The 25,927-nt window shown below is 73.1% G+C and carries 20 protein-coding genes; 2 read left to right on the forward strand and 18 right to left on the reverse strand.

The window, feature by feature from the left end:
• Positions 1 to 155 precede the first annotated feature (155 nt).
• Genes H5V45_RS06940 through mfd form a run of 3 tightly spaced genes read right to left on the reverse strand, consistent with a single transcriptional unit; the run spans position 156 to position 5,141 of the window.
• Entirely contained in the window at positions 156 to 818 is a 663-nt protein-coding gene (locus tag H5V45_RS06940) for a nucleoside triphosphate pyrophosphohydrolase (protein ID WP_221633939.1), read from the reverse strand.
• Positions 819 to 828: 10 nt separating this feature from the next.
• Entirely contained in the window at positions 829 to 1,530 is a 702-nt protein-coding gene (locus tag H5V45_RS06945; RefSeq protein ID WP_185252259.1) for a hypothetical protein, read from the reverse strand.
• The gene (gene mfd / locus H5V45_RS06950; RefSeq protein WP_185252260.1) at positions 1,527 to 5,141 is read right to left on the reverse strand and encodes a transcription-repair coupling factor; all 3,615 of its coding nucleotides are present in this window, start codon (positions 5,139 to 5,141) and stop codon (positions 1,527 to 1,529) included. The genes H5V45_RS06945 and mfd overlap by 4 nt, the downstream gene beginning before the upstream one ends.
• An 86-nt stretch (positions 5,142 to 5,227) precedes the next feature.
• Between mfd and H5V45_RS06955 the strand changes: the two genes are divergently transcribed.
• Positions 5,228 to 6,148, forward strand: coding sequence for a lytic transglycosylase domain-containing protein (locus H5V45_RS06955; protein ID WP_221633940.1), 921 nt, complete (start codon positions 5,228 to 5,230; stop codon positions 6,146 to 6,148).
• Positions 6,149 to 6,250: 102 nt separating this feature from the next.
• Here the strand turns inward: H5V45_RS06955 and H5V45_RS06960 are convergent, their stop codons facing one another.
• The 13 genes from H5V45_RS06960 to H5V45_RS07020 form a co-directional block, all read right to left on the reverse strand.
• A complete protein-coding gene (locus H5V45_RS06960; protein ID WP_343061460.1) occupies positions 6,251 to 6,994 on the reverse strand; it encodes a lytic murein transglycosylase in 744 nt (247 codons plus the stop codon).
• Complete coding sequence (locus H5V45_RS06965; protein ID WP_246415873.1) at positions 6,991 to 7,884, reverse strand: phosphate ABC transporter ATP-binding protein; 894 nt, start codon at positions 7,882 to 7,884, stop codon at positions 6,991 to 6,993. The genes H5V45_RS06960 and H5V45_RS06965 overlap by 4 nt, the downstream gene beginning before the upstream one ends.
• A 126-nt stretch (positions 7,885 to 8,010) precedes the next feature.
• Entirely contained in the window at positions 8,011 to 9,546 is a 1,536-nt protein-coding gene (locus tag H5V45_RS06970) for a substrate-binding domain-containing protein (RefSeq protein WP_185252262.1), read from the reverse strand.
• A 98-nt stretch (positions 9,547 to 9,644) separates the two neighbouring features.
• Entirely contained in the window at positions 9,645 to 10,658 is a 1,014-nt protein-coding gene (locus H5V45_RS06975; RefSeq protein WP_185252263.1) for a sortase domain-containing protein, read from the reverse strand.
• Complete coding sequence (locus H5V45_RS06980; protein WP_185252264.1) at positions 10,655 to 13,270, reverse strand: hypothetical protein; 2,616 nt, start codon at positions 13,268 to 13,270, stop codon at positions 10,655 to 10,657. The genes H5V45_RS06975 and H5V45_RS06980 overlap by 4 nt, the downstream gene beginning before the upstream one ends.
• A complete protein-coding gene (locus H5V45_RS06985; RefSeq protein ID WP_185252265.1) occupies positions 13,267 to 14,901 on the reverse strand; it encodes a phosphate ABC transporter substrate-binding protein PstS in 1,635 nt (544 codons plus the stop codon). Before H5V45_RS06985 ends, H5V45_RS06980 begins: the two co-directional genes overlap by 4 nt.
• Positions 14,898 to 16,067 carry a phosphate ABC transporter permease PstA gene (gene pstA / locus H5V45_RS06990; RefSeq protein ID WP_185252266.1) on the reverse strand — a complete coding sequence of 390 codons (1,170 nt, stop codon included), beginning with the start codon at positions 16,065 to 16,067 and terminating at the stop codon, positions 14,898 to 14,900. The genes H5V45_RS06985 and pstA overlap by 4 nt, the downstream gene beginning before the upstream one ends.
• Entirely contained in the window at positions 16,067 to 17,083 is a 1,017-nt protein-coding gene (gene pstC, locus H5V45_RS06995; protein WP_185252267.1) for a phosphate ABC transporter permease subunit PstC, read from the reverse strand. Before pstC ends, pstA begins: the two co-directional genes overlap by 1 nt.
• A 191-nt stretch (positions 17,084 to 17,274) precedes the next feature.
• Positions 17,275 to 17,694, reverse strand: a complete 420-nt coding sequence (locus tag H5V45_RS07000) for a VOC family protein (RefSeq protein WP_185252268.1) — start codon at positions 17,692 to 17,694, stop codon at positions 17,275 to 17,277.
• A 52-nt stretch (positions 17,695 to 17,746) separates the two neighbouring features.
• Entirely contained in the window at positions 17,747 to 18,352 is a 606-nt protein-coding gene (locus tag H5V45_RS07005; RefSeq protein WP_185252269.1) for an HAD-IA family hydrolase, read from the reverse strand.
• 16 nt (positions 18,353 to 18,368) lie between these two features.
• On the reverse strand, positions 18,369 to 19,151 hold the full coding sequence (locus H5V45_RS07010; protein ID WP_185252270.1) for an inositol monophosphatase family protein: 783 nt from the start codon (positions 19,149 to 19,151) through the stop codon (positions 18,369 to 18,371).
• Positions 19,152 to 19,188: 37 nt separating this feature from the next.
• A complete protein-coding gene (gene pth / locus H5V45_RS07015) occupies positions 19,189 to 19,794 on the reverse strand; it encodes an aminoacyl-tRNA hydrolase (RefSeq protein WP_185252271.1) in 606 nt (201 codons plus the stop codon).
• A gap of 40 nt (positions 19,795 to 19,834) precedes the next feature.
• The gene (locus H5V45_RS07020; protein WP_425491423.1) at positions 19,835 to 20,542 is read right to left on the reverse strand and encodes a 50S ribosomal protein L25/general stress protein Ctc; all 708 of its coding nucleotides are present in this window, start codon (positions 20,540 to 20,542) and stop codon (positions 19,835 to 19,837) included.
• 257 nt (positions 20,543 to 20,799) lie between these two features.
• On the opposite strand from H5V45_RS07020, the gene pepN reads away from it, so the two are divergent.
• Positions 20,800 to 23,205 carry an aminopeptidase N gene (pepN, locus tag H5V45_RS07025; RefSeq protein WP_185252272.1) on the forward strand — a complete coding sequence of 802 codons (2,406 nt, stop codon included), beginning with the start codon at positions 20,800 to 20,802 and terminating at the stop codon, positions 23,203 to 23,205.
• A gap of 28 nt (positions 23,206 to 23,233) precedes the next feature.
• On the opposite strand, the gene H5V45_RS07030 is transcribed toward pepN, so the two are convergent.
• On the reverse strand, positions 23,234 to 24,841 hold the full coding sequence (locus tag H5V45_RS07030; RefSeq protein ID WP_185252273.1) for a Calx-beta domain-containing protein: 1,608 nt from the start codon (positions 24,839 to 24,841) through the stop codon (positions 23,234 to 23,236).
• Positions 24,842 to 24,921: 80 nt separating this feature from the next.
• Positions 24,922 to 25,902, reverse strand: coding sequence for a ribose-phosphate diphosphokinase (locus tag H5V45_RS07035; RefSeq protein ID WP_425491424.1), 981 nt, complete (start codon positions 25,900 to 25,902; stop codon positions 24,922 to 24,924).
• Positions 25,903 to 25,927: the final 25 nt, after the last annotated feature.

Raw genomic sequence — 25,927 nt, forward strand, 5'->3', positions numbered from 1 at the left:
CGCGCGACGGCCACCGGCCGCCGGTCTCGGGACGGCACCACCCTAGCGCCGGACGGCTCGGCCCCGTCCCGGGTGGCTGGGGCGTGGGCGGTCCGCGGGACGTCATCGGATCCGTGGGCCATGGCGCTCGGATCCGATGACGTCCGGTGTCGCCGTCAGTCGCCGGCGGCCTCGAGCAGGCGGCGTACGGCGTCGCGCAGCTCCTGCTCGGGATCGACCCCGGCCGCGCGGGCCTCCGCGACCAGCGCGAGCAGCCGGTCGCCCAGCGGCGCCTCAGCCACCGGTCCCGGACCCGATTCGGTGGCAGCCTCACCGCTCCCCGCCAGCAACCCGCGCCGGTCGAGCCGGTCGAGCACCTTGTCGGCGTACAGCAGCGCCGGCAGCCCCATCGGCAGGCCGGAAGTGACGCCGGAGTCCGGCTTCTCGGCCGCCTTGATCGCCTGCCAGACCTCGTTGATCTCGGCTGCGGAGCCGCCCTCGGCACCACCGAACACGTGCGGGTTCCGCCGGCGCATCTTGGCGATCAGCCCGCGCGCGACGTCGTCGAGGGTGAAGTCGCCGCGCTCCTCGGCGATGGCGGCGTGGAAGTACACCTGCAGCAGCAGGTCGCCGAGCTCCTCGCTCAGGTGCTCGGGGTCGTTGACCGCCCCGGGTGTCTCGTCCCAGGCGTCGAGGAGCTCGAGGGTCTCGTGGGTCTCCTCGAGGAGGTAGCGCGCCAGCGAGCGGTGCGTCTGCCCGCGCTTCCAGTCGCACTCGGCGCGCATCCGCCGCATGTCGGCGAGGAACGCGACCAGCGGCTCGCCGGTGGCCGGGTCCACGCGGGACCCCTCAGCCGCAGCGGTGCGCGTCGGGCAGCGCGGCGGCGTACACCTGGTCGGGGCTGTCGGCCTGGCCCTTCTTGGCGGCGTCGCCGACGGCGTACGACAGCGACGTGTCGGTCGGGACCGCCTTGCCGTCCTTGATCGCGAGGCCGAACTGCGGGTCGATCGACACGTCGTGGTCGTCGAGCCAGGCGGTCAGTGCCTTCTGGCCCTCGGCGGCGGAGGCGGTCGGCTCGGGGTTCTTGGTGCCCTTCTCCTCGAGCCGCTGGCCGCCGACGGCGGTCAGGACGTCGGTGAGGTACGCCGAGGAGGACTCGATCTCGATGACGGCCTTCTGCTCGTCGGGCGAGAGGGCCGCGACGGCGCTGCGGAGCTCGGCGACCTTCTGCTCGTACTGCGCGCCGGTGCTGACGCCGTACTCCGCCGCGAGCTGCTTGGCCGCCTCGACGAGCGTGAGCTGACCGACGACCCCGCTGCGGAGGTAGCCGAGCGGGACGACGTTCTTGGCCTTGGTCAGCTGGTCCTCGATCGCCGAGCAGTAGCTGTCGGTCAGGCTGTCGACCTCGTCCACGCTCACGGTCGCGTCGCCCACGCGGGCGGCCACACCGGGGTGGAAGTCGGTGCCGGCGACGCCGCACCCCGAGAGCCCCGAGACGAGCAGGGCGGACCCGGCCACCAGGCCGGCAAGCGATCGACGGGTGGTGCTCACGAGGACTCCTTGGAGGGCTGCGCGTCGGCGGGGTCGATCACCTGGTCGATGACGCCCCGGGCCCATTCAAGCAAAGCCACGCCCGCGATGGGCTTTCCCCCCACCACGGCGGTCTGCGGGCGCGGCACCAGGATCGTGTCGACCTGCGGCTTGACGATGGCGCGGGGGTACATCCGGGCCAGGCGCACGGCACGCGACTCCGGCAGCGAGACCGGCGCGAAGCGGACGTTCTTGCCCGCGATCGTGACCTCGCCGATGCCGGCCCGGCGGGCGCGGGCCCGGAAGCGGGCGACCAGGAGCAGCGAGGCGACCTCCTGCGGCGGCTCGCCGTACCGGTCCAGCAGCTCCTCGTTGATGAGGTCGACGTCCTCGTCGGCGCGGACCTCGGCCAGGCGCTTGTACATCTCCAGGCGCAGCCGCTCGCTGGGGATGTAGCCGTGCGGCAGGTGCGCGTCGACCGGCAGCTCGATGCGGACCTCCTTGAGCTCCTCGTCGACGCCGCCACCCTTGAACTCGTTGACGGCCTCGCCCACGAGCCGGACGTAGAGGTCGAAGCCGACGTCGGCGATGTGGCCGGACTGCTCGCCGCCGAGCAGGTTGCCGGCCCCGCGGATCTCGAGGTCCTTCATCGCGATCGCCATGCCGCCGCCGAGGTCGGAGTGCTGCGCCAGCGTCGCGAGCCGCTCGTGCGCGGTCTCGGTGAGCGGCTTCTCGGCGGGGTAGAGGAAGTAGGCGTACGCCCGCTCCCGCGAGCGCCCGACCCGGCCGCGCAGCTGGTGCAGCTGGCTCAGGCCGAGGGTGTCGGCGCGCTCGATGATCATCGTGTTGGCGTTGGAGACGTCGAGCCCGGACTCGACGATCGTCGTGCAGACGAGGACGTCGAACTCCTTCTCCCAGAAGCCGAGCATCACCTGCTCGAGCTGGTGCTCGCCCATCTGCCCGTGCGCGGTCGCGACCCGCGCCTCGGGCACCAGCTCCTTGATCTTCTGGGCGGCCTTCTCGATGGAGTTCACCCGGTTGTGGATGTAGAAGACCTGGCCCTCGCGGAGCAGCTCACGGCGTACGGCGGCCACGATCTGCCGGTCCTCGTAGGCGCCGACGTAGGTCAGCACGGGGTGGCGCTCCTCCGGCGGGGTCGTGATCGTCGACATCTCGCGGATGCCGGTCACCGCCATCTCGAGGGTCCGCGGGATCGGCGTCGCGCTCATCGCGAGCACGTCGACCGACGTCCGCAGCCGCTTCATCTGCTCCTTGTGCTCGACGCCGAAGCGCTGCTCCTCGTCGACGATGATCAGGCCGAGGTCCTTGATCCGGATGTCGGGGTTGAGCAGCCGGTGGGTGCCGATCACGATGTCGACGGTGCCGTCGGCGAGCCCGGCGAGGACCTCCTTGGCCTCCTTGTCGCTCTGGAAGCGCGAGAGCGGCTTGAGGTTCACGGGGAAGCCGCTCATCCGCTCGGCGAAGGTCGAGAAGTGCTGGGTGACGAGCAGCGTCGTCGGGACGAGCACGGCGACCTGCTTGCCGTCCTGGACCGCCTTGAAGGCCGCCCGCACCGCGATCTCGGTCTTGCCGTAGCCGACGTCGCCGCAGACCAGCCGGTCCATCGGGACGGTCCGCATCATGTCGCCCTTGACCTCGTCGACCGTGCTGAGCTGGTCCGGGGTCTCGTTGAAGGGGAAGGCGTCCTCGAGCTCGCGCTGCCACGGGCTGTCCGGGCCGAACGCGTAGCCCTGGGTGGCCTGCCGGGCGGCGTACAGCTTGATCAGCTCGGCCGCGATCTCGCGGACCGCCTTGCGGGCGCGGCTCTTGCGCTTGGTCCAGTCGCCGCCGCCGAGGCGGTCCAGCGAGGGCTGCTCGCCGCCGACGTACCGCGTGACCTGGTCCAGCGCGTCCGCCGGCACGTAGAGGCGGTCGGGCGGGCCGCCGCGCTTGGAGGCGCCGTACTCGAGGACGAGGTACTCGCGGGTGGCGCCGCCGACCTCGCGCTGCTTCATCTCGACGAACCGGCCGACGCCGTGACCCTCGTGGACGACGTAGTCGCCGGCCGCGAGCTCGAGCGGGTCGATCTGGCGCTTGCGGCGCGCCGGCATCTTGCGCATGTCGCGCGTGGAGGACTTCTGCCCCGACAGGTCGTCGCCGGTGAGCAGCACGATCCGGTTCACCTCGTCGACGAACCCGTGGTCGAGGGCACCGCAGGTGACGGTGACGACCAGCGGGTCGAGGGTGAGGTCGTCGGGCTCGACGAGGCGGGCCGCGACGTCGCGCTCCCCCAGCGCCTCGACCATCCGCTGCGCGGGGCCGTGGCCCGGGTGGACGACCGCGATCCGGTAGCCGTCCCTCACCCACTGCTCGATGTCGCCGATCGCGCGCTCGATGTCGCCGCGGTAGGCCTCGGCGGGCTTGGCGGGCAGGCTGCGGCTCGGCACGGCACCGACCTGGACGTCGATCCCCGCGCTCACGACGTCGCCGAGCTCGTCGTGCAGCGGCGCGGCGGGCGCCGCGCCGTCGTCGTCGATGCCGAACGGGCTCATCGTCCACCACGGCTTGTCCTGCTCGAGGCTGCGCTCGCGCACGTCGGCCAGGGAGCGGTACGACGCGGGGCCGAGGTCGATCGGGGCGGTGCCTCCCCCGGCGGCGGCCGCCCAGCTCGCGCCGAGGAACTCCTCGCTGGTGGCGACCAGGTCGTGCGCGCGGCTGCGCGCGCGCTCGGGGTCGAGGACCAGCACGTGGGTGTCGCCCGGCATCAGGTCGATCAGCAGCTCCATGTCGTCGACGAGCACCGGGGCCAGCGACTCCATGCCCTCGACGGCGATGCCGGCGGCGATCTTGTCGGTCAGCTCGAGCAGGTTCGGGTGGGCCCGACCCAGCTCGGCGGCGCGCTCGCGGACCTCCTCGGTCAGCAGCAGCTCGCGGCACGGGGGCGCCCAGAGCCGCTCGACCTTGTCGAGGGTGCGCTGGTCGGCCACCGAGAAGGTGCGGATCTCCTCGACCTCGTCGCCCCAGAACTCCACGCGCAGCGGGTGCTCGTCGGTCGGCGGGAAGACGTCGACGATGCCACCGCGGACGGCGAACTCACCGCGCTTCTCCACCAGGTCGACGCGCGAGTAGGCCGCGTCCGCCAGCCGTCGTACGACGTCGTCGAGGGGGGCGGTGCCGCCCGGGACCAGCTCGACCGGCTCGAGGTCGCCGAGGCCCTTGACCTGCGGCTGCAGCAGCGAGCGGACCGGCGCGACGACCACGCGGACCGGGCCGTTGGCGGCGTCGGTGCCCGGGTGGCAGAGCCGCCGCAGCACCGCGAGGCGGCGCCCGACGGTGTCGCTGCGGGGGCTGAGCCGCTCGTGCGGGAGGGTCTCCCAGGAGGGGTACTCCACCACCGTGTCCGGGTCGACGAGGTCCGCGAGCGCGGCCACCAGGTCCTCGGCCTCGCGGGCCGTGGCCGTGACGGCGAGGACGCTGCGCCCGGCGCGCACGAGGCCGGCGACGACGAACGGGCGCAGGGCCTCGGGCCCGGTGAGGTCGAGCGCGCGGACCCGGCCACCTCCGGCGTCGGCGAGGGCACCCGCCATCGTGGGGTCGTCGAGGACGGCGTCGGCGAGGCCGGTGAGGCTCACGGGTGGCTCCTGGGGTGGGACGGCACAACACGACAGCCCCCGGCCAGGCTTGGCAGGGGGTGATGGGTCGAGTCTACGGTGGCCCGGTGATCCGCCTGCTGCTCGCTCTCGTCTGCGCGACGACCCTCAGCGGCTGCAGCGCCGACGACGCGGAGCCTCGCGCCGGCGGTGACCCGGGCGCCGGCTCGTCCGCGTCGTCGACGCCCTCCCCCGGCGCCGACCGTCCGACCCGCCCCTCCGGCCCCGGCGCCGTCGCCGAGTCCCTGACCCGGGCCGAGCAGGCGATCGCCGACCCGGCCACCGACGACCGGGCGCTGACCGCGGCCGCGCGCCAGCAGCAGGTGAGCTACCGGACGTGGAGCGACCACCCGGGCTGGGACCGGCGCGTGCTGGCCGCCGTCCCCGCGACGCTGCGGCCGCTCGTGCGCGACAACCTGGCGGCGCGCCGTTCGCTGCGCTCGATCTACCCCACCTCCGACGCCGACCTGCCGACCACGCTCCCGGCCTGGCGCATCGACCCGCCCGACCCGCTGCCCGCCCTGGTCGCGGACTACCGCCTGGCCCAGCGCCGCACCGGCGTCGACTGGCGGCTGCTGGCCGCGATCAACTTCGTCGAGACCGACTTCGGCCGGATCACCGGCGACTCCGAGGCGGGCGCCCAGGGCCCGATGCAGTTCATCCCCGCCACGTGGGAGTCGTACGGCGCCGGCGGCGACATCCGCGACCCGCACGACGCGATCCTGGCGGCCGGCCGGCTGCTCGCGGCCAACGGCTTCGCGGACGACCCGTTCGCGGCGCTGCACCACTACAACAACTCCGACGGCTACGTCCGCGCCGTCCTCGTGCTCGCCGACATCCTGCGCGAGCACCCGCGCGAGCTGCGCGGCTGGCACGAGTGGCAGATCTACTACCTGACCCACCGCGGGCCGGTGCTGCTGCCCGAGGGGTACGACGCCGATCGGCCGGTCCCGGTCGACCGCTGGCTCCGCCAGCACCCCGCCAGCTGAGCGCGTGTGCAGATTCGCCGACTCGGCGGGCCCGGTGTCTGCAGACGCGCCGACTCGGCGGTCCCGGCGTCTGCAGACGCGCCGACTCGGCGGGCCCGGTGGTCAGCCGGCGCGCTGGGCGTAGGTGACCGCGGCGGCGTGCACGGCGTCGACGTAGGCCTGGTCGTGGTTGTAGGAGAAGATCGCGGCCGCCCAGCCGTCGCCGGTGGTGAGGTCGTGGCCGTCGGCGCAGAGGTAGCGCGCGGTCGCCGCCGCGGCGTCGTCGAGGTCGAGCGGGCTCGTGCGCCCGTCGCCGTCTCCGTCGGTGGCCCAGGTCGCCCAGGTGCCGGGGAGGAACTGCATGGGGCCGACGGCGTGCTCCCAGCGCGGGTCGCCGTGCCAGGCCTGCGACCCGGGGGTCGAGCGGATGGCGGCGAACCTCCGCCCGTCGAGGGCCGGCCCGAGGATCGGGGTCGACGAGCGGCCGCCGGGCCGCAGGGTGCGGCCGCCGAGGGTGCCGTGCTGCGACTCGACCCAGCCGACGCCGGCCAGGGTGGTCCACCCGACGTCGCAGCCGCCCGCGTCGGACAGCTGCGCGACGGCGTACGCCCGCAGGGCCGTGGGCGGGATGCCGGTCCTGGTCGCGGTGCGCGCGAGCCAGTTCGGGTCGACGCGCGGCCGGCCGAGCGGCTGGCCGGGCGCCACCGAGGGGGTGGTGCGGGCGGGCACCGGCGCGGCGACGTACGCCGGCAGGTCGCCCGGCACCAGCGGCGGCCGCGCCATCAGCGTCTGCGAGGCGAGGTAGCCGAGCCCGGAGACGGCGACCAGCATGAGCGCCAGCACCCCGATGAGGCGAGGTGCCGTCACCCGAAACGACCGTTGACGTAGTCCAGCGTGCGCTGGTCCTGGGGGCTCTGGAACATGGCAGCAGTATCCCCGTGCTCGACGATCACCCCGGGGGTGCCCTGGGCCGCGAGGAAGAACGCGCACTGCGTGGAGACGCGGGCGGCCTGCTGCATGTTGTGCGTGACGATCACGATCGTGACCTCGCGGGCCAGCTCGAGCATGGTCTCCTCGATCACCCGGGTGGAGGTCGGGTCGAGGGCGGAGCACGGCTCGTCCATGAGCAGCACCCGGGGCTTGATGGCCAGCGAGCGGGCGATGCACAGCCGCTGCTGCTGGCCGCCGGATAGGCCGCCGCCGGGGGCGTCGAGGCGGTCCTTCACCTCGTTCCAGAGGCCGCCCTTGGTCAGGCAGGACTCGACGAGGTCGTCGCGGGTCGAGCGCGAGGCCTTGGTGCCGGTGAGCCGCAGCCCGGCCAGCACGTTCTCCCGGATCGACATGGCCGGGAAGGGGTTGGGCTTCTGGAAGACCATCCCGATCGAGCGACGGGCGTCGATGAGGCGGCGCGACGGGTCGTAGATGTCCTGCCCGTCGAGCAGCACCTCGCCCGCGAGCTGCGCCGAGGGCACCAGCTCGTGCATCCGGTTCAGGATGCGGAGGAAGGTCGACTTGCCGCAGCCCGAGGGACCGATCAGCGCGGTGATCCCCCCGGCGCGCATGGTGAGCGAGACCCGGTCGAGCACCTTGTGGCTGCCGAACCAGGCGGTCAGCTCGCGGGCCTCGATCTCGGCCAGCGGGGCGGCGCCGTCGGCGAGCGGCGCGGCGGACCAGGCCGGCTCGGCGGTCACGGCAGGCAGGGTCGTGGTGGCGGCCTCGTCGGCGAAGAGGGGCTGGGTGCCGCGGGGTGCGTCCATGGTGGTGGTGTCCGTCTCGGTGCTCGGTGGGGCGGGAACAGGGGCGGTGCGCGTGCAGGTGCCGGGCCGGGCGGCCGCCCCGGGAGGGCGACCACCCGGCACGGGTGGTGCGGTGGTGCGGTGGCGCTACTTCTGCTTGATCGTGAAGCTCTTCGACGAGCCGGCGGCCACGGCGTTGCCGGCCCAGACGGCCTTGAGCTTGTTCTTGCCCTTGGTGAGCTTGGCGAGCTTGATCTTCACGACGCCGTTGGACAGCGTGCCCTTGCCGACCGTCTTGGTGCCCTTGAGCACCTTGACGACGCCGGTGGCCTTGTCGGAGACGCCCGCGAGGGTGACGGTGACCTTGCCGGTCGCCCGCTTGCCCTTCTTGACCGTCGCGGGGAAGGACTCCGTGATCGACGAGGAGGTCGTGACGAGGACCGAGTCGCTGGCCTGCGACGGGTCGAAGCCGGCCGCCGGGCGGAAGATCGCGGTGTAGTCGTGCGTGCCGGGCTCCGCCGGGGCGTCGTACGTCGCCTGACCGGAGACCAGCGGGACGCCGGACGTCAGCAGGGTCTCGCCCTGGTAGAAGTCGAAGGTCCCCTGCGGGGAGGTCGAGCCGCTGACCGCCGCGACCAGGTGCGCGACCCGCGCCCGGGGGCTGGTGGCGTCCAGCGTCGAGGTGGTCACGACCTGCTGGTTGAGAGCGAAGTTGCCGGTCGGCGTCTGGGTCGCGGCGCCGCAGGCGCCCCCGTTGGCGGGCGTGGCGAGCTGCTTGAAGCCGGCCTGCTCGATGAGCGGACGGGCCGCCGTCGAGCAGACGAAGCCGTTCTCGGCGAAGGCGGCCTGGACGGCCGCGTTGCCGACGTCCGTGCCGCGCACGACGTTGTAGAGGGCGCGGTTCGCCCGGAAGCCGTCCTCGATGCGCAGCGTGGTGCCCAGCAGCCCGGCGCGGCCCACCGAGAACGGTGCGACGGCGTCGGGGTTGCTCTTGATCGTGCTGTCGTCGTGCTCCTGGACCTCGGTGACCGCGGCGCCGAGCGCCACGTCGGCGCCGCCGTTGGCGGCCTTGAGCTGCGCCACGAAGAAGCTGCGCGTGCCCGAGCCGGCCTGCGGGATCTTCGGGGCGATGACGCCGTCCTGGCCGCCGACCTGGCTCCAGTTGGTGATGTTGCCCTTGTAGATGTCGACGATCTGGCCGGCGGTGAGGCTGACCGGCGCGTGCGAGGGGACGCTGTTGGAGACGGCCATCGCGAGGGTGTCGAGCGCGAAGGGGAAGGTCTGGAGGCCGGCCTGCGTCTCCGCGGTGCTGAGCGCCGAGGAGGAGCGGGCGAAGTCGACGTCAGGGTTGTTGGCCGAGCCGTACAGCAGGGCCTTGCCGGCACCGGAGCCGTTCGGGCGGTTGATGGCCCCGCTCGGCAGGGTGATGGTGCCGCCGCCGGTCGCGGCGAAGCTGGCGAGCTTGGCGGTGGGCGCCGGCGACTGGGCGTTGAAGGCGTCGGCGAGCAGCTTGAGGGCGTGCTGGCTGGTGTCCGAGCCGACGCCGATCAGGTCGCCGGCGACGGGCGTGAAGGTCGTGTCGTCGACGTCGGTGGCGGCCAGGGCCGGGGCGGCGGAGAGGGCGAGCGCCGAGCCGGCGACGGCTGCCGCGACGAGGCCCGACAGGGTCTTTCGTACGAACATCTGCGTGTGCTCCTGAGGTTGGGTAGCGCTGACATGAGGTGGTGCGGTGGTGCGGTCGTGAGGTGGAGACGTGGAGCGGTCGAGGGATCGGACCGGGGTCAGATCAGGTTGGGCAGGAGGCGCATCACCACGTCGGTGGTGGCCCAGGACAACGCCAGCGCCAGCGGGCTCGCGACCACCCAGACCAGGGCGGTCGACCAGCGTTGTCGTGCGGCGATGACCCCGAGCGTCAGCGCCAGGAGGAGGGCCAGGCAGAGCGTGAGGAGCGGGATCGCACCCCGGTCCGCGGCCATCGCCTTCTCCGTCTCGGGCACCGCGGTCGGTCGACCGGGCGGTGCGGGGAACGCCTTCTTCGCGTCGGCGTCCACGTAGACCGCCGACTCCGGGGCCAGGGCGGCGAGCCGCCCCGTCCCCTCGGCGGTGACGAGCGTGAGCCGGGCGGCGCCGGCCTTCGGCGGGGTCGGCAGCGGGTCGCCCGCGCGCCGGATCCCGCTCACGACGAACTTCTTGGTGCCCTGCGCCATCACGACCTGGATCGCGTCGCCGACGCGCAGCTCGGGCAGGTGGCCGAAGGGACCGCCGTACGTCGACGCGCGGCCGTAGACCACCGAGGTGCCCTCCTGGCCGGGCAGCACGGTGTCGCGGCGGTGCCCGGGCCCGGCCAGGGTGTCGCCGGAGGCCGTGCCCTCGACGACGACCTGCTGCAGCCCGAGGTGCGGGATCGAGAGCAGCGCCACGGGGTCGCCCACCGGCACGATCGGCCCGATCGGCGCGGTCGCGCTGGCGAGGTCGGTGCGGAAGCGGCCGTAGAGCAGGTCCTGCTCCCGGTGCTGGGACACGACGCCGAGGACGAGCATCTGCGCGGTGGTCCAGAGGCAGACGATCGCCACCATGGTCGCGACCGACGAGACCAGGACGGAGGTGCGCTCGGCGGCCCCGGGCGGTCCGGCCGCGGGCGCACGGCGCGGGAGCCGGGCGCGTCCGACCGTGGTGCGGACCCGGGTGAGCCGGCGGGCGGCGGCGACGCGGGCGCGGGCTCCTGCTGCCGGGACCCCGCCGCCGCTGCGTCGCACGGTCACGGTCTTCTCCTCGGGGCTGAGCACGGTCGTCACGGCGTGCTCCGCGGGGGGCGCACGAAGAAGCGAAGGCCGCCACCGACGGCGAGCGCGACCAGCCCGAAGATCAGCAGCGTCGGCAGGAACCCACCGGCCAGGCCCGAGCTGACCGGCTGCGTGGCCGGCATGGTGACGGCCTCGGCCGGGGCGGTGGGCGCCGCGGAGGGGGGCTTCGTGGGCTTCGACGCCGGGGCGTCACCGCCCGGCGGGGACGACACGGCGGGCGGGCCGACGGGACCGGTGGACCCGCCGGGCGCGCCGCCCGGCCCGGAGGGCGGACCGGAGCCGGGACCTGCCGGGGCGGGCGTCTGCTTCTCGATCGCGGTCGCCACGGCCAGGGCCGAGGCGTGCAGCTTCTGGGTGACCCCGCTGCTCCGGATCGGCAGGAAGCCGCCGGGCAGCTCGCCGTTCCCGCTGCCGGGGCGCTGGCCCTCGGAGGTGGAGACCCGGACGAACTGCGCGACCTTCGCGGCGTCGGCGGCGTCGAGGTTCCGCAGCCGGGCGGCGGTGTAGACGACCATCGTGCCCGGGTAGGCCGCGCCGGAGGACCGCACGGCGCCCTGGTCGAGGGTGAAGGGCTGCAGCGGCTCGTCCTGCTTCGCCAGGCCGACGGCCGCCCCCAGCGAGCGGTCCGTCGGGGCGACGTACGTCCCCGGCTTCGTCTCGAGGGCGGCGGAGCGCAGCCCGTAGCGGTCGGCGTCCCCGAGGCTGACGACACCGAGCATGAAGCGGGCGCCGAAGGACTGCCGGTCGATCCGGCCGAGCTTGTAGAGCTGCGTCGACTGGTCGAACTCGCACCGGGTCTGCACGTTCGGCCACGAGTCGAGCAGCGCCTCGGCGATCTTGCGCATGGTGGTCACCGGCGCCGCGAGCTGGCTGAAGTAGACGGCCGGGTTCTTCTGGCGGCAGGTGTTCTCGGTCTCGGGGATGTAGGAGTCGAGCAGCGGCCACTCGGCGGTGGGCACCGCGATGTCGCGGTACTCCGGGTTCACCTTCATGCCCCACGGGTCGGCCTTGCCGTGCAGGAACGCCATCGCGTCCTTGTCGTGGGCGATGTAGTCCGTGAGCTGCTCGATCACGTCCGAGGAGTTCGACAGCGACAGCAACGTCGCGCCGGCCTCCTGGGCGTTGCTGCTGAGGCCCGGGTTGAGCTGCTGGAACTCGGGGTCGCTCATGATCGCCAGCGGGTTGCCGCCGATCCCGGGGTGCCCGCGACCGAGGTCGGAGCCCAGGTAGCTCTCGGTCATCAGCTTGGCGATCAGCCGCGCGTTGAGCCGCAGCCGGGTGAACTCACCGGCGTTGTCGGGCCGGTCGATGACGTAGCCGATCGAGAAGCCGGTCACCGCGGTCGGCGCGTAGCCGACCGGGTCGGTCCCCCGCTGCTCGTGCTCCGAGGACACCTCGGCCGCGGCCCCGCCGCCGCTCTCCATGAGGTTCCAGCCGGCCTCGTCGGACATCTGGTTGAGCTGGAACTTGAAGCGCCCGTCGTTGAGGCAGTACGCCGGCGACCACTGCAGCGCGGCCTGGGCGAGCAGCTCGGAGCCGTAGAAGCCCGTCGGCGGCCGCGGGTCGAGGATGTCGCAGGCGTCCGGCGGCAGGCCGAAGGTGATCGGGATCGAGAAGCGGTTCTCCCAGTTGGAGGCCGACCACCACAGCGCCGGGGAGACCGCGGCGTCCACGCCGTCGTTGGCGAAGTTGCTGGAGCCCGGGGTGAAGCGGCCGCCCTTGCGGCACGCGAGGTCGGCGTTCGTGGGCGGCGTCGACGGGGCGTCGCAGCTGAGCCCGTTGATCGGGATCACCACGACCGAGCAGGCGACGGTGTGTGAGCAGCCGAGCGACTCGTTCTCGACGTCGCTGCGGACCTCGAACTGCGCCGAGCCGGCGCCGTTCTCGTCGCTGAAGGCGGCGAGCTCGGCGGGCGGGAAGGCCGCGCCGACGGCCGCCTCGGGCGGCATGTTCTGGGCGTCGCAGGCCGGGAAGACCGTGCCCTTGGCGGCGACGAACGGCGTCAGCCGGGTGGCGTACGGCGCGATGTCGGCCGTCGGGCACTGCTCCGCGGACGGGAACGGGTCCGCGCCCGAGACCCGCTCCTTGTCGGCCGGGGCCGCCTCGAGGTCGTGGGTCCAGACCGCGTCGCCCTCGGACCGGGTGATCTGCGAGCGCTGGGCGACCGACGCCGTCCAGCACGTCTGCGGCGAGAGCTGCTTGGCCTTCGGCAGCGACGGGTCGTCGGTGCCGCGGCACTGGAGGATGACGACGGGGTACTCCTGCAGCAGCCCGTTCTCGCCGTACGGGTTGCTCGCCCGGCCGGCGCTGGGCTGCGCGCCGGTCCAGCTGACCTGGATCCGCTGCCGGCCGCGCAGGTTCTGCGTCTGGTCGGCGGTCACCGTGACCTGGTGGCTCGGGAAGGAGTACGTCGACCCGTCGGCGTTGGTGAGCACGCGGGTGAGGGTCTTGGTCGCGCGGTAGCCGTCCTGGCCGGCGCGGGCCGCCGGGGCGCTCGAGGCCGTGGACGCTGTCGACGAGGTGGCGGGCACCCAGGCGAGGACACCGGCCGCGACGACCGCCAGCAGGGCCGCGACGAGCGGGCGCCGGGTCGGGGCCCTCATCGCCGGCCACCCGTGGCCGTGCGCCGGCGCCGCAGCGAGGCGGCGAACAGGCCGGGGAGGAGGACCAGCGCGAGCAGCTCGACGGCGGCCAACCACCCGAAGGCGGTGCTGTCGATCGGGCGGGCCGAGACCAGCTCGGTCGGGTTGGCGTAGATCGCGTCGCCCGACGTCGTGGTCGTGGTGCCGCCGACGACGGCACCGGTCTCGGGGTCGACGACCGGAGCCGCGCCGGGGTCGGTGGTGCCGGGGGCACTCCCCCCACCACCGCCGGACCCGCCGCCGCCACCGCCGCCGGACCCACCGCCGGTCGTGCCGGGGGCCGCCGACGCCGGGGCGTTGCCGTCGTCGGTCGAGGGCTGGTTGTTGCCGGTCGCGGTGCCGCAGGGGCCGTCGCCGAGCTTGTCGCAGGCCGCCGGCTGCGGCGCGATCTGGGCCAGGTGGTTCTGCGACAGGTTGCCGGCCACGAAGGTCGGGTTGTTGCACTTCGTGACGTCGCGGTCGGTCAGGTCGACGTCCGGGTCGGCCTGCTTCAGCTTCGCCAGCTGGGTGAAGCCGGCCTGCACGAGGTTCAGCGGCAGCGGCGAGTAGCCGTACGGCCCGGCCTTGGACTGGCCCGCGCACAGCGAGTAGTACATGAAGTCCGCGAGCGTCTGCCGCTTGGCGGTCGTCATCCGCGGGTCGTCCGCCCCGGTCGGGATGATCATGTAGGAGTACGACGACAGCGGGTAGGCCCGCGGGTCGGTGGCCGTGTAGACGCCGTCGAGGATCTGCGTGAGGTAGAGCGGCGAGGACTTGTCCTGGTTGATCCGCGCCTTGGTCAGCGCGACGGCCACGTTGTACTGCGTCGGCTCGACGTAGTAGCCGCCCTTGTTGAGGACCTTGACGACCGGGTAGTCCTTGTTGACCGGGTAGGAATACTCGACGTACCCGATCGTGCCGTTGCCGGCGAAGCCGGAGATCGTGTTCATCACCTGGTCGGAGCCGGCCTGGCCGACCGCGCGGCCCTTGCGGGGGTAGTACGACGTGAGCCCGGACCGCCCGAAGAACGGCCGCCAGATCGAGGGGTACTCGTGGTCGAGCCAGGTGGTGAACTGCGCCGTCGTGCCCGAGCCGTCCGAGCGCACCACGGGCGTGATCGCCAGCGCCGGGAACTTCCGGCCGTTGTTGTCCTTGGTGATCGCCGGGTCGTCCCAGCTCGTGATCTGGTTGGTGAAGATCTTCGCCAGCGTCTCGCCGGAGAGCCGCAGGTTGCGGACCAGCTCGTTGCCGATCTTGAGCTGGTAGGTGAAGGCCGTGCCGCCCGCCACGATCGGGAGGTAGGCGAACTCGCGGCCGTTGCTGGTGTCGGCGTTCCCCTGCTCGTCGGTGCCCTGGTAGGGGATCTCGGAGATGGCGAAGTCGGTGCTGTCCTGTGAGAAGTCCTTGCGGCCCTTGGAGGAGCCGCCGCCGGTGTAGACGACCTTCATGCCGTTGGCGTCGACGTCCGCGATCCACTGCTGGACGATCAGCTCCGACCAGGTCGAGCCAGTGCCCTCGATCTGGGCGTAGACGGTCGCGCTGGCGGTCCCGGGCAGGCTGAGCACGAAGCCCAGGGAGATCAGGAAGGCGAGGGCGTTGCGGGCGGTTCTCAACGGGTCTCCCGGTTCGGGGCGAGCGCCTGGGTCAGGCGGCTGCGGAGGGTGCGGCGGTTCCCGCGGGGGCGGGCGAGCAGGCGGGCGACGACGAACAGCACGAGCACCAGCGCGAGCAGGACGGTGGCGGCGCCGAAGCCGCGGGCGATCGCGTTCGGCTCGCCCGAGCGGACGGTGCTGAAGATGAAGAGCGGCAGCGAGTTCATGACCCCGTCGGTCGGGTTGGTCACCAGCGACGGCGCGGCTCCGGAGGTGAGCAGGACCGGGCTGGTCTCGCCGATGCCGCGGGCGACGCCGAGGATCACCGCGGTCGCGAGGCCGGGCCGGGCGGTCGGGAGCACCACGCACCAGACGGTGCGCCAGCGGCTGGCACCCAGCGCGAGGCTGGCCTCGCGGAGACCGCCGGGCACGACGCGCAGCACGACGTCGGCGGCCCGCGCGATGATCGGCAGCATCATCACCGCGATCGCCATCGAGGCGGCCAGGCCGGAGCGCGGGTAGCCCAGCGCCACGATCAGCACGCTGTAGATGAAGAGGCCGGCCACGATCGACGGCAGGGCGGTCATCGCCTCGACGACCGTGCGGACGACCTTGGCGAAGCGGCCGCCGACCTCGGTCATGAAGACCGCGGTGCCGATCCCGAGCGGCAGGGTGACCAGCAGGGCGATCCCGAGCTCGATGAGCGAGCCGACGATGGCGTGCAGCACGCCGCCCTTGTCGAAGCCGTCCTTGGGGCCGACGCCGCTCATGTCGTGGGCGAAGAAGTTGAGGTGGGTCATCGGGTGCCAGCCGCGCAGCGCCACGAAGACGATCGTGCTGAGCAGGGCCGCGCCGACCACGACCGCGGCGCCGGTGATGACCGAGGCGGCGACGCGGTCCTTGACCTCGGTCGCGCCGCCGGTCATGGCCGCGGTCACGGCGGTCACGAGGATCCCGCAGACGAACCACGCGATGAGGAACCACGGGACGCCGGCCAGCGGCAGCAGCCGCTGGGTGAGCAGCCAGGCCAGGCCCAGGGCGGCGACCCAGGAGCCGATCCGGGTGAAGCGCTCGTCGGGGCTCGGCCCGCCGAGGGAGCCGCGCGGGACGGCGGGCGGGGCGTCGTCGTCGAGGACGGGGCGGGTCGTGAGGGGGGCGCGGGTGTCGCGGTCGGCGGTCGTCGTCATCAGTCCGTCTCCGCCCCGGAGCGGCTGCGGTTGACCACGATGGCGGCCAGCGTGTTCACGACCAGCGTGATCACGAAGAGCACGAAGCCGGCGGCCAGCAGCGCCGAGAGCTGCGAGGCGCTCGCCTCGCCGAAGCGGCCGGCGATCAGCGAGCTGACCGTGCTCGCACCGATCTCGAGGATCCGCGGCTTGATGTCGAAGGCGGGCGAGACGATCAGCACCACGGCGATGGTCTCGCCGAGCGCGCGGCCCATCCCGAGCATCGTCCCGCCGATGATCCCGCCGCGGCCGAAGGGCAGCACCACCGAGGTGATCACGCCCCACTTGGTGGCGCCGAGCGCGAGCGCGGCCTCCTTCTCCCCCACCGGCGTCTGCGAGAAGACCTGCCGCATCACGGCGCAGGCCATCGGCATCACCATCATCGCGACGGCGATCCCGGCGCAGAAGGCGCTGGCGATGTAGCGCGAGGTGTCCCACACCGCGGCGTTCGGGTCGCTGCCCTCCACCTGGAAGATCGGGATCCAGCCGAGGTGCTTCTGCAGCCAGAGCGCCAGCTCCGCGGCGTACCGCATGATCAGGTAGGCACCCCAGAGGCCGTAGACGATCGACGGCACGGCGGCCATCAGGTCGACGAGCGAGACGAGCGTCGGCCGGATCCGGGCGGGGGCGTACTCGCTGATGTAGAGCGCGGTCAGCAGCGCCAGCGGGAAGGCGAAGAACATCGCGACCAGCGCCACCGACAGGGTGCCGGTCAGGACCGCGGCGATGCCGATGACGTCCTGGTCGGGCTGCCACTGCGTCTCGGTGAAGAAGCTCCAGCCGTAGCGCTGCAGCGTCGGGTAGGCCTGCCACGCCAGGAAGATCGCGACGCCGCCGGTGATCACGAGGACCGAGGCCCCGACGGTGCGGGCGCCGACCTGGAAGACGGCGTCGGCGCCGGTGCTCTTGCGGGAGATCCTGCGGGGGTGCACGTCGGGTGCGTCGTGCGGGGCGTCCGTGAGCGGAAGCGTGGTCACCTGGTGTCCTGGCTGAGAAGGGGCGGAACGCCTCGAAGTCTCAGGAGGTCACGGGAACGAGAAGGGCCGGTTCAGGTGAACGACCGGGGAACGTCCGAGCGGCCTTTCCCCAACAGGCCAGGGCAACTTCTCCGGGGTAGTCCGAACGGGCTACTCGCCGACTGGTTCGGGTGGCCCGGACGGGCCAGGGGTCACTCCGGGGGCGTGGCGGGGGCCGGCGCCGCGGCGACCTCCGCCTCGGACCGCAGGATGCAGAACTCGTTGCCCTCGGGGTCGGCCAGCACCACCCAGGCGGTGCCGGGGCCATACTTCCCGCGGTGGTCCTCGACCACCGTCGCGCCGTGCGCGAGCAGCACCTCGAGCTCCTCGTCACGGGTGGCCGTGCGGGGGCGCAGGTCGAAGTGGATGCGGTTCTTCGCGGCCTTGTCGTCCGGCACCTCGATGAAGAGGATCCGGTGGCCGGTCTCCACGTCGCGGATCATGCACTCCTCGTGCCCCGGGAGGTTCGGGTCGTCCTCGAGGTCGGCGTAGCCGAGCACCGGCTTCCACCACTCGGAGAGCTCGAAGGCGTTGGCGCAGTCGACGGTCGTGTGCGAGATGAAGGACGTCATGGCGCCACTGTGCTGACCCCTCGCAGCCGGGGCAACCGCTTTCCCGGACCGGTCAGAGGACGAGACCGTGCCGCTCGACCAGCGCGTGGAGCGCCGGGAGCCCGTCGTCGAGGTGCCAGCGCTCGGCCGCGAGCCCCACCTCGCGCGCCGCCACCACGTTCGGCTCGTGGTCGTCCACGAACAGGACCTCGGGCGCCGCAGCGGCGAGCCGGTCGAGCGCGCGGGTGAAGAAGGCCGGCTCGGGCTTCGCGGCCCCCAGGTCGCAGGAGTAGAACGACTCGTCGAAGAGCTCGTCGTAGCCGAGGTCGCCGCGCATGTACGCCGCGCGGCCGGCCTCCTGGTTGGTCGCCAGGTGCACGCCCACCCCGACCTCGCGCAGGGCGTGGACGAGCGCGCGCGACGACGCGGCGACCTCCACGTCCAGCCACACGGCCGGGTAGACCTCGTCGACGGGCGCGTCGACGGCGTACCGCTCGAGGTGGTCGGCGAGCACGGCCCGGAAGTCCCCGGCGCCGCGCAGGCAGGGCTGCTCGTCCATGCCGAGCGCGGTGAGGAACTCCCCCGCACGCTCCCCGAGGTACGGCGCCACCGCCGCTGCCCATCCGCCGGGCAGGCGCTGCACCACGCCGTCGGCGTCGAGCAGCACGTGGTGGATCACCGGGTCGGCGCGCCGCTCAGGCGTCCGTGCCGTGGCGCTGGACGAAGGCGACGATCCGCTCGGCCAGCTCGGGCCGGCACACGATCAGGTCCGGGAGGTAGACGTCCTCCTGGTTGTAGCGCAACGGGCTGCCGTCCACGCGGGACGTGAACAGCCCGGCCGCCGCGGCGACCGCGACGGGGGCCGCGGAGTCCCACTCGTACTGTCCGCCGGCGTGGACGTAGGCGTCGGTGAGGTCGCGCGCCACGGAGAGCACCTTGACCCCGGCCGACCCCATCGGGACCAGCTCGGCGTCGAGCTCCTCGGCCAGGGCGTGGACGAAGGCCGGCGGGCGGCTGCGCGAGACCGCGATCCGCGGACGGGGCGACGTGCTCGGCGGGACCACGGGCGGGTGGCCGGTGTTGAACGTCTCGCCCAGGGCGGGCTGGGCCACGGCCCCGGCGGTCAGCTCGCCGCCCTCCCACAGCGCCACGTGCACCGCCCAGTCGTCGCGGGGCGGCTCGGAGAACTCCCGGGTGCCGTCGAGCGGGTCGACGATCCAGACCCGCTTCGCGTCCAGGCGCCGCTTGTCGTCCTTCCCCTCCTCGGACAGCACCGCGTCGTCCGGCCGGTGCTCGGCGAGCAGGCGCATCAGGAGGTCGTGGGCGGCGAGGTCGCCGGCGTCCTTGAGCTCCTTGCCCTCGAGGCCCTCCCCGCGGACCTCCAGCAGCCGGCCCCCGGCGGCCTCCGCCAGCCAGGTGGCGAGGACGTGGTCGTCGGTGGCGGCGTCGGGCGGCGGGGTTCCGGGATCGAAGGTCACCGGGGCAATGTAACGGGGACGCCCCCGCCGGGGCACATCAGGAGTTGAAGCGCTGCTGGGTCCGCTCGAGGCCCTCGGTGACCAGCGTCTCGACCGCGTCGGCCGCGTGGTCGACCTGGAAGGGCAGCTCGCGCTTCTCGACCGTCGAGTAGTTCGACAGCACGAAGTCGGCGACGTCCTGGCGCCCCGGGGGGCGGCCGATGCCGGCCCGGACCCGGTAGAAGTCGCCGGTCCCCAGCGAGGAGCGCATCGAGCGCAGGCCGTTGTGGCCGTTGTCGCCGCCGCCGAGCTTGACGCGCAGCGTGCCGAAGGCGATGTCGAGCTCGTCGTGGATCGCGACGATGCGCTCCGGCGGCACCTTGTAGAAGGTGGCGAGCGCCTTGACCGGTCCCCCGGTCTCGTTCATGTAGCAGCGCGGCCGCGCCAGCACGAGCCGCGGGCCGGGCGTGCCCGGCGCACCGAGCCGTCCCTCGACGACCTCGGCGCGGCCGGACTTGTGCGCGCGGAAGGGCGAGCCCATCCGGCTGGCCAGCTCGTCGGTGACGAGGTAGCCGATGTTGTGCCGGTGCCCGGCGTAGGAAGGGCCGGGATTCCCCAGACCGACCACGAGCCACACGGGTGTCCCGGTGGGTTCTGCGGTCACGGTGGAGTCCCGGCCCTCTCTGGTGCTGCGTGGGGGTGGATCAGCCCTCGTCGGACTTCTCGTCGTCGTCCGACTTCTCGGCGTCGTCGCCCTCGGTGGCCTCGGCCTCGGCGTCGGCGATCTCCTCGTCGGACGGGTCGCGCTCGATGCCGGCCTCGGCCTCGGCCTCGGCGAGCTCGGCCTCGATCTCCTCGGTGGTGGGCGCGTCGGTGATGTTGACGACGAGCGCCTCGGGGTCGAGCAGCAGCGTCGAGCCCTCGGGGAGCGTGAGGTCGGAGGCGAGGATCTGGGTGCCGGCCTCGAGGCCCTCGATGTCGACCTCGATGTGCTCGGGGATGTGCGTGGCCTCGGCCTCGATCTGGATCGTGGCGTTGTCGAGGACGACCAGGGTCTCCTTGGCGGCCTCGCCGGTCAGCTGGACCGGGACGTCGACGGTGACCTTCTCGCCCTTGCGGACGATGACGAAGTCGATGTGCTCGAGGTGGCGGCGGATCGGGTCGATCTGCACCTGCTTGGTCAGGGCCAGGACGGTCTTGCCGTCGACCGACAGCTCGAGCAGGGCGTTCGCGCCGGCGTGCTTCAGCGCCATCATGGTCTCGTGACCCGGCAGGGTGACGTGCTGCGGCTCGGTGCCGTGCCCGTAGACGACGGCGGGGACCTTGTCCGCGCGGCGGATGCGGCGGGCGGCGCCCTTGCCGAACTCGGTGCGGGACTCGGCGGTGATCTTCTCGGCGGCCATGCGGCTCATCTCCTCGTACGGTGCGGTGCAGGTCTGGTCCCGGACGTGTGACGGTCCGGCGGTTGCGCTGCGCTCGAGGTGTGCGGCCGGCCCGTCACATGACGAACGCCGCGCACTCGGATCGAGCAGCGCGGCGCACCAGTGGTCTGCCAGCCCTGTCGATCACGGACCCCCTCGCGGGGTTCCCTCGCCGAGGCAACCGCAGCAGTCTAGCCCCGGGGAAACTCCCGCGCGAATCGTCGGCACCCGTGCCTAGGCTCGGGCGCGTGTCCCTGACTCTCGTGGAAGCCCGCGCCCGCGCCGCCCAGCTCTCCGACGTGTCGTACGCCGTCGAGCTCGACCTCACCGACGAGGGCTCGTTCCGCTGCCGCACCACGGTCCGCTTCGCCTCGTCCGGTCCCACGACCTTCCTGGAGCTGGCGCGTGCCGAGGACCTGGTCGTCCGGGTCAACGGGAGCGCCGTCGAGCCGTCGTACGCCTCGGACCGCATCGCGCTGGAGGGCCTCCTCGAGCGCAACGAGGTGGTCGTGGAGGCCCGGCTGCCCTACGTCAGCGACGGCGACGGCATGCACGCGATGACCGACCCGGCCGACGGGGAGCGCTACGTCTCGGCGTACTGCGGCATGGACATCGCGCACCGCGTCTTCGCCTGCTTCGACCAGAACGACCTCAAGGCGCCGGTCTCGCTGACCGTGACCGCCGACCCGGCGTGGACCGTACTGGCCAACGGCCTGCTGACCTCCGTGTCCGACGACGGGGCGACCCGGACCTTCGCGACCACGCCCCCGATCCCGGTCGCGCTGTTCGTCGCCTGCGCCGGGCCGTGGCACTCGGTGACCTGGGAGCACGCGGCCCTGCCCTTCGGCTGGCACGCGCGCCGCTCGCAGGCCGCCGAGCTCGACCGGGACGCCGCCGAGCTCCGCACCACCACGAACGACTGCTTCGACCACTTCGCCGTGCTCTTCGAGGAGCCCTACGCGTTCGACTCCTACGACCAGGTCTTCGTCCCGGGGCTCAACTGGGGCGCGATGGAGCTGCCCGGCTGCGTGCTCTGGGCCGACGAGCTCCTCCCGCGCGGCGTGATCACCGACGGCGAGCGGACCGACCGTGCCACCGTCGTCGCGCACGAGATGGCGCACATGTGGTTCGGCGACCTGGTGACGATGACGTGGTGGGAGGACACCTGGCTGCAGGAGAGCTTCGCCGACTACATGGGCTATCGGGTCGCGGAGGACGGGGCCGGCTTCGCCGGCACCTGGGTCTCGCACGAGGCGTCGCGCAAGCCCGGCGCCTACGAGGCCGACGAGCGCCGCTCGACGCACCCCGTGGCCCCCGAGGCCGAGGAGATCGTCGACGTCGCGACCGCGATGACGAACTTCGACGCGATCTCCTACTCCAAGGGCAACTCCGTCCTGCGCCAGCTGGTGACCTGGCTCGGTGACGAGGCGTTCCTGGCCGGGGTGAACCGCTACCTCGCCCGGCACCGCTTCGGCAACGCCACCCTGCGCGACTTCGTCGCGGCGCTCGACGAGTCCTCGGACCGCGACGTGCACGGCTGGGTCGACGTGTGGCTGCGCGCCTCCGGCTTCGACACGCTGCGCGTCACGCTCGACGGCGACGTCCCCGTGCTCGCCCGGGAGGGCCGGCGGCCCCACCGCCTCCGCGTGACGGCGTACGACGACGAGCTGGTCGAGCGGGACAGCCGGATGGTCGACCTCGGCGACGAGCCCGTCCGGCTCGACGACTGGGCCGGGCTGGTCGTGGTCCCCCACGCCCAGGGCGAGTCGTTCGCCCGGCTGCGCCTGGACGAGCGGTCCTGGTCGGCGGTCGCCGGCGGGCTGCACCGGATCGACGACGCCCTGACCCGTGCGGTGCTGTGGAGCGCCGCTCTCGACCTCGCGCACACGCGCGAGCTCTCCCCCGACGACTTCCTGGCCCTGGTCGCGACCAACCTGCCGCACGAGACGAACGCGACCATCGTCGGGTCGGTGCTGCGGCGGGTGCACCGCGGGCTGCTCGTGAGGCGGGTCCCCGCCGACCGCACGGCCACGGCGGTCGACACCCTCGCCGCCGCCTGCGACGCGGGCCTGGCCGCCGGTCCGGACGCCGAGCTCACCACGGCCTTCACGCGCGGCCTGGCGGCCACGTCGCGGGACGCCGACCGGCTGCGCGGCTGGCTGGCGGACGGCCGCGCCGACTCCGACGTCGACCTCGACCCCGCCCTGCGCTGGACGGTCGTGCACCGGCTCGCGGAGATCGGGGAGCTCGACGAGGCGGAGATCGCCGCCGAGGAGGCACACGACACGTCGGCCTCCGGCGCCCAGGCCGCGGCCACCGCCCGGGCGGCCCGGCCGACCGACGGGGCCAAGGCGGCCGCGTGGGCCGCGATGACCGCGCCGGACGTGTCGAACCGGATGTTCAGCGCGCTCGCCCAAGGTCTCTGGTCACCGGAGCAGGCCGGGCTGCTGGCGCCGTACGTGCAGCGCTACCTCGCCGAGGGTCCCGCGCTCGCCGCCCGCGGCCAGGCCTTCTCGCTGGTGATCGGCTGGTCGTTCCCGACGGTGGCGTTCGACGCCGAGCAGGTGGCCGCGCTGCGGCACACCCTCGACACCGCCGAGGTGCCGACGGTGCTGCGGCGGTCCTGGGAGGACCGCTACGACGACCTCAGCTGAGCGGAGGTCCGTCGGATCCGGTCACTGGTCACTGGTCACTGGGCGCGATCATCACCTGCGCCCAGCGTGGGCTGCCGAGCAGTGCCCTGCCGCTCGGGTGGGACAGGTTGAGCAGGAAGGCCTGCTGCCCCTCGCGCCGGCGGTCGTCCAGGATCCTGACGGTGAACGACGCCTTCCTGGCACCGCGGGCGAAGCGCACCGTCCCCGAGGCGGGCACGAAGTCCTGGCCCGCCTCGGCCTGGCCGCTGCGGGTCGCGTACCGCACGGTCACGGCACGGTCCGCCCGTCCGTAGCGGCGCAGCCGGATCGTGACCCGACCGTCGTCCTCGTCCACCGTGTGGTCGAACCCGCGGAAGGCGACCTGGGGTCGGGAGGTGTCCCGCAGGACCCACACGGTGGCGCGGTACCTGCGGCCGTGCCTGACCGCGCCGACAACCACGTCGCCCGAGACATCGGCGGGCTCGGTGTGGTCCCAGGAGCCCAGGTCGACCATGGTCGGCTTCGCCGCGCCCAGGTCGTAGACGAACGCCGAGGGCTCGTCCTTCCTCTGGAGCGCACGCCAGGTCCCGACCACGACGTCGCCGTCGATCTCGGTGCCCGACACGTAGGTCGAGGCCGCTCCGGCGACGTTGCCGAGGTCCTGCATGACCGGCTGGGGGGCGTCGAGGTCGTAGGCGAAGGCACGCAGCCTGCGCGGTGAGTAGATGGTCGACGTCCCGGCGACCACGCCGTCGTCGATCCGCACCCGGGTCCCGGTCCCACCGCGTTCGGGACGCTCCAGGGTGCCGAGGTTCTCCATGACTGGCGTCGGCGCGGCCAGGTCGTAGGCGAAGGGGTACGAGCGACCCGCCGCGTCGTAGGCGTTGCCGACGACGACGCTCCCCTCGACGTCCGTGGCCTCGCTGCTGAGCCCACCCAGGGTGCCCAGGTCCCGCATGACCGGGTGGTCGGCGGCCAGGTCGTAGGCAAAGGCGTGGACGTCGCCCGAGACGGTCGCGGAGCTGCCCACCACGATGGTGCCGGACACGGCCGTGGCCTCGCTGTGGCTCCCTCCGAGGGTGCCGAGGTCCTGCAGGTGGGGCTCGGCGGCGGTGGCGTCGTAGGCGAACGCGTGCGGAGCGAGGGCGGCAGCGTCCACCGACTCGACCGTGTCGGACTGGCCCACCGCGATGCCCTGGTCCAGGTCGGCCACCTCGGTGGTGCGCCCGCCCAGGGTGCCGAGGTCCCGCATCACCGGCTCGGCGGCGGCGAGGTCGTAGACGAACGCGTGGAAGACACCGGAGGGAAGCCTGGCCGACCCGACGACGAAGGGCCCGTCCACGTCGACGGCACCCGTGGCTCCCCCGCCCAGGGTGCCGAGGTCACGCATCACCGGCTCGGCGGCGGCGAGGTCGTAGGCGAACGCGTGACGCCGCCCGTGGTCGGCGGTCGCGGAGCCCACGACGACGGAGCCGTCCACGGCGGAGGCCTCGCTGTTCCTCCCCCCGAGGGTGCCGAGGTCGATCCTCGTGGCGGTCGGGTGGGACGGCCGGTCCGGACGGCCGCCGGGTGCGGCTTGCGCGGGTGAGGCGAGCGCGAGGCCGGTGACGACCGTGGTGAGGACGACCGCGGACGCGAGACGTGGGTGGATCAGCACAGGAGCTCCCCGAGGGTGGTCGAGCGGGACATGGTGTCCGATGCCGGCCGTCGGGGAAAGGTTCGCGGGAGGTGGGACGCCTACGCGTGCCCGTCGAACATGCTGGTGACCGAGCCGTCCTCGAACACCTCGCGGATCGCGCGGGAGAGCAGCGGCGCGATCGAGAGGGTCGTGAGCTTGTCGAACTGGCACTCGGGCGCGATCGGGAGCGTGTTGGTGACGATGACCTCGACCGCGGGGCTGTTCTTGAGGCGGTCGACGGCGGGGTCGGAGAGGATCGCGTGGGTGGCGGCGATGACGACGCCTGCGGCACCGTCGGCCATCAGGGCCTCGGCGGCCTTCACGATCGTGCCGCCGGTGTCGATCATGTCGTCGACGAGCACGCAGATGCGCCCCTCGACCTGGCCGACGACGCGGTTCGCGACGGTCTCGTTCGGCCGGTCGGTGCGGCGGGTCTTGTGGATGAAGGCCAGCGGGGCGCCGCCGAGGCGGGCCGACCAGCGCTCGGCGACCTTGATCCGGCCGGCGTCCGGGGAGACGACGGCGAGCTTCTCGCGGCCGTACTTCTCCTTGACGTAGTCGGCGAGGATCGGCAGCGCCATCAGGTGGTCGACGGGGCCGTCGAAGAAGCCCTGGATCTGGTCGGCGTGCAGGTCGACCGTGATCAGCCGGTCGGCGCCGGCCGTCTTGAAGAGGTCGGCCATCAGCCGGGCCGAGATCGGCTCGCGGCCACGGTGCTTCTTGTCCTGGCGGGCGTAGCCGTAGAACGGCATCACGACCGTGATCCGCTTGGCCGAGGCGCGCTTGAGCGCGTCGACCATGATCAGGTGCTCCATGATCCACTCGTTGATCGGAGCCGTGTGGCTCTGGATCACGAAGGCGTCACACCCGCGGACGGACTCCTCGTAGCGGATGTAGATCTCGGAGTTCGCGAACTCGTACGCCGACTGCGGCACGAGTCCGGTGCCGAGACCGGCGGCCACTTCCGCGGAGAGCTCGGGGTGGGCCCGGCCGCTGAAGACCATCAGGTTCTTCTCGGTGGTCCGCTTCATTCCGGTCACGGTGCGTGGCTCCCTGGGTCGCCGG

Source organism: Nocardioides luti (assembly GCF_014212315.1).
GTDB classification, from domain to species: Bacteria; Actinomycetota; Actinomycetes; order Propionibacteriales; family Nocardioidaceae; genus Nocardioides; species Nocardioides luti.

Coding starts and splice junctions, on each gene's coding strand:
- H5V45_RS06965 (WP_246415873.1), bottom strand. CDS start 7,884: ATGGACGCACCCCGCGGCACCCAGCCCCTCTTCGCCGACGAGGCCGCC.
- H5V45_RS06970 (WP_185252262.1), bottom strand. CDS start 9,546: ATGTTCGTACGAAAGACCCTGTCGGGCCTCGTCGCGGCAGCCGTCGCC.
- H5V45_RS06980 (WP_185252264.1), bottom strand. CDS start 13,270: ATGAGGGCCCCGACCCGGCGCCCGCTCGTCGCGGCCCTGCTGGCGGTC.
- pstA (WP_185252266.1), bottom strand. CDS start 16,067: ATGACGACGACCGCCGACCGCGACACCCGCGCCCCCCTCACGACCCGC.
- H5V45_RS07000 (WP_185252268.1), bottom strand. CDS start 17,694: ATGACGTCCTTCATCTCGCACACGACCGTCGACTGCGCCAACGCCTTC.
- H5V45_RS07020 (WP_425491423.1), bottom strand. CDS start 20,542: ATGAGCCGCATGGCCGCCGAGAAGATCACCGCCGAGTCCCGCACCGAG.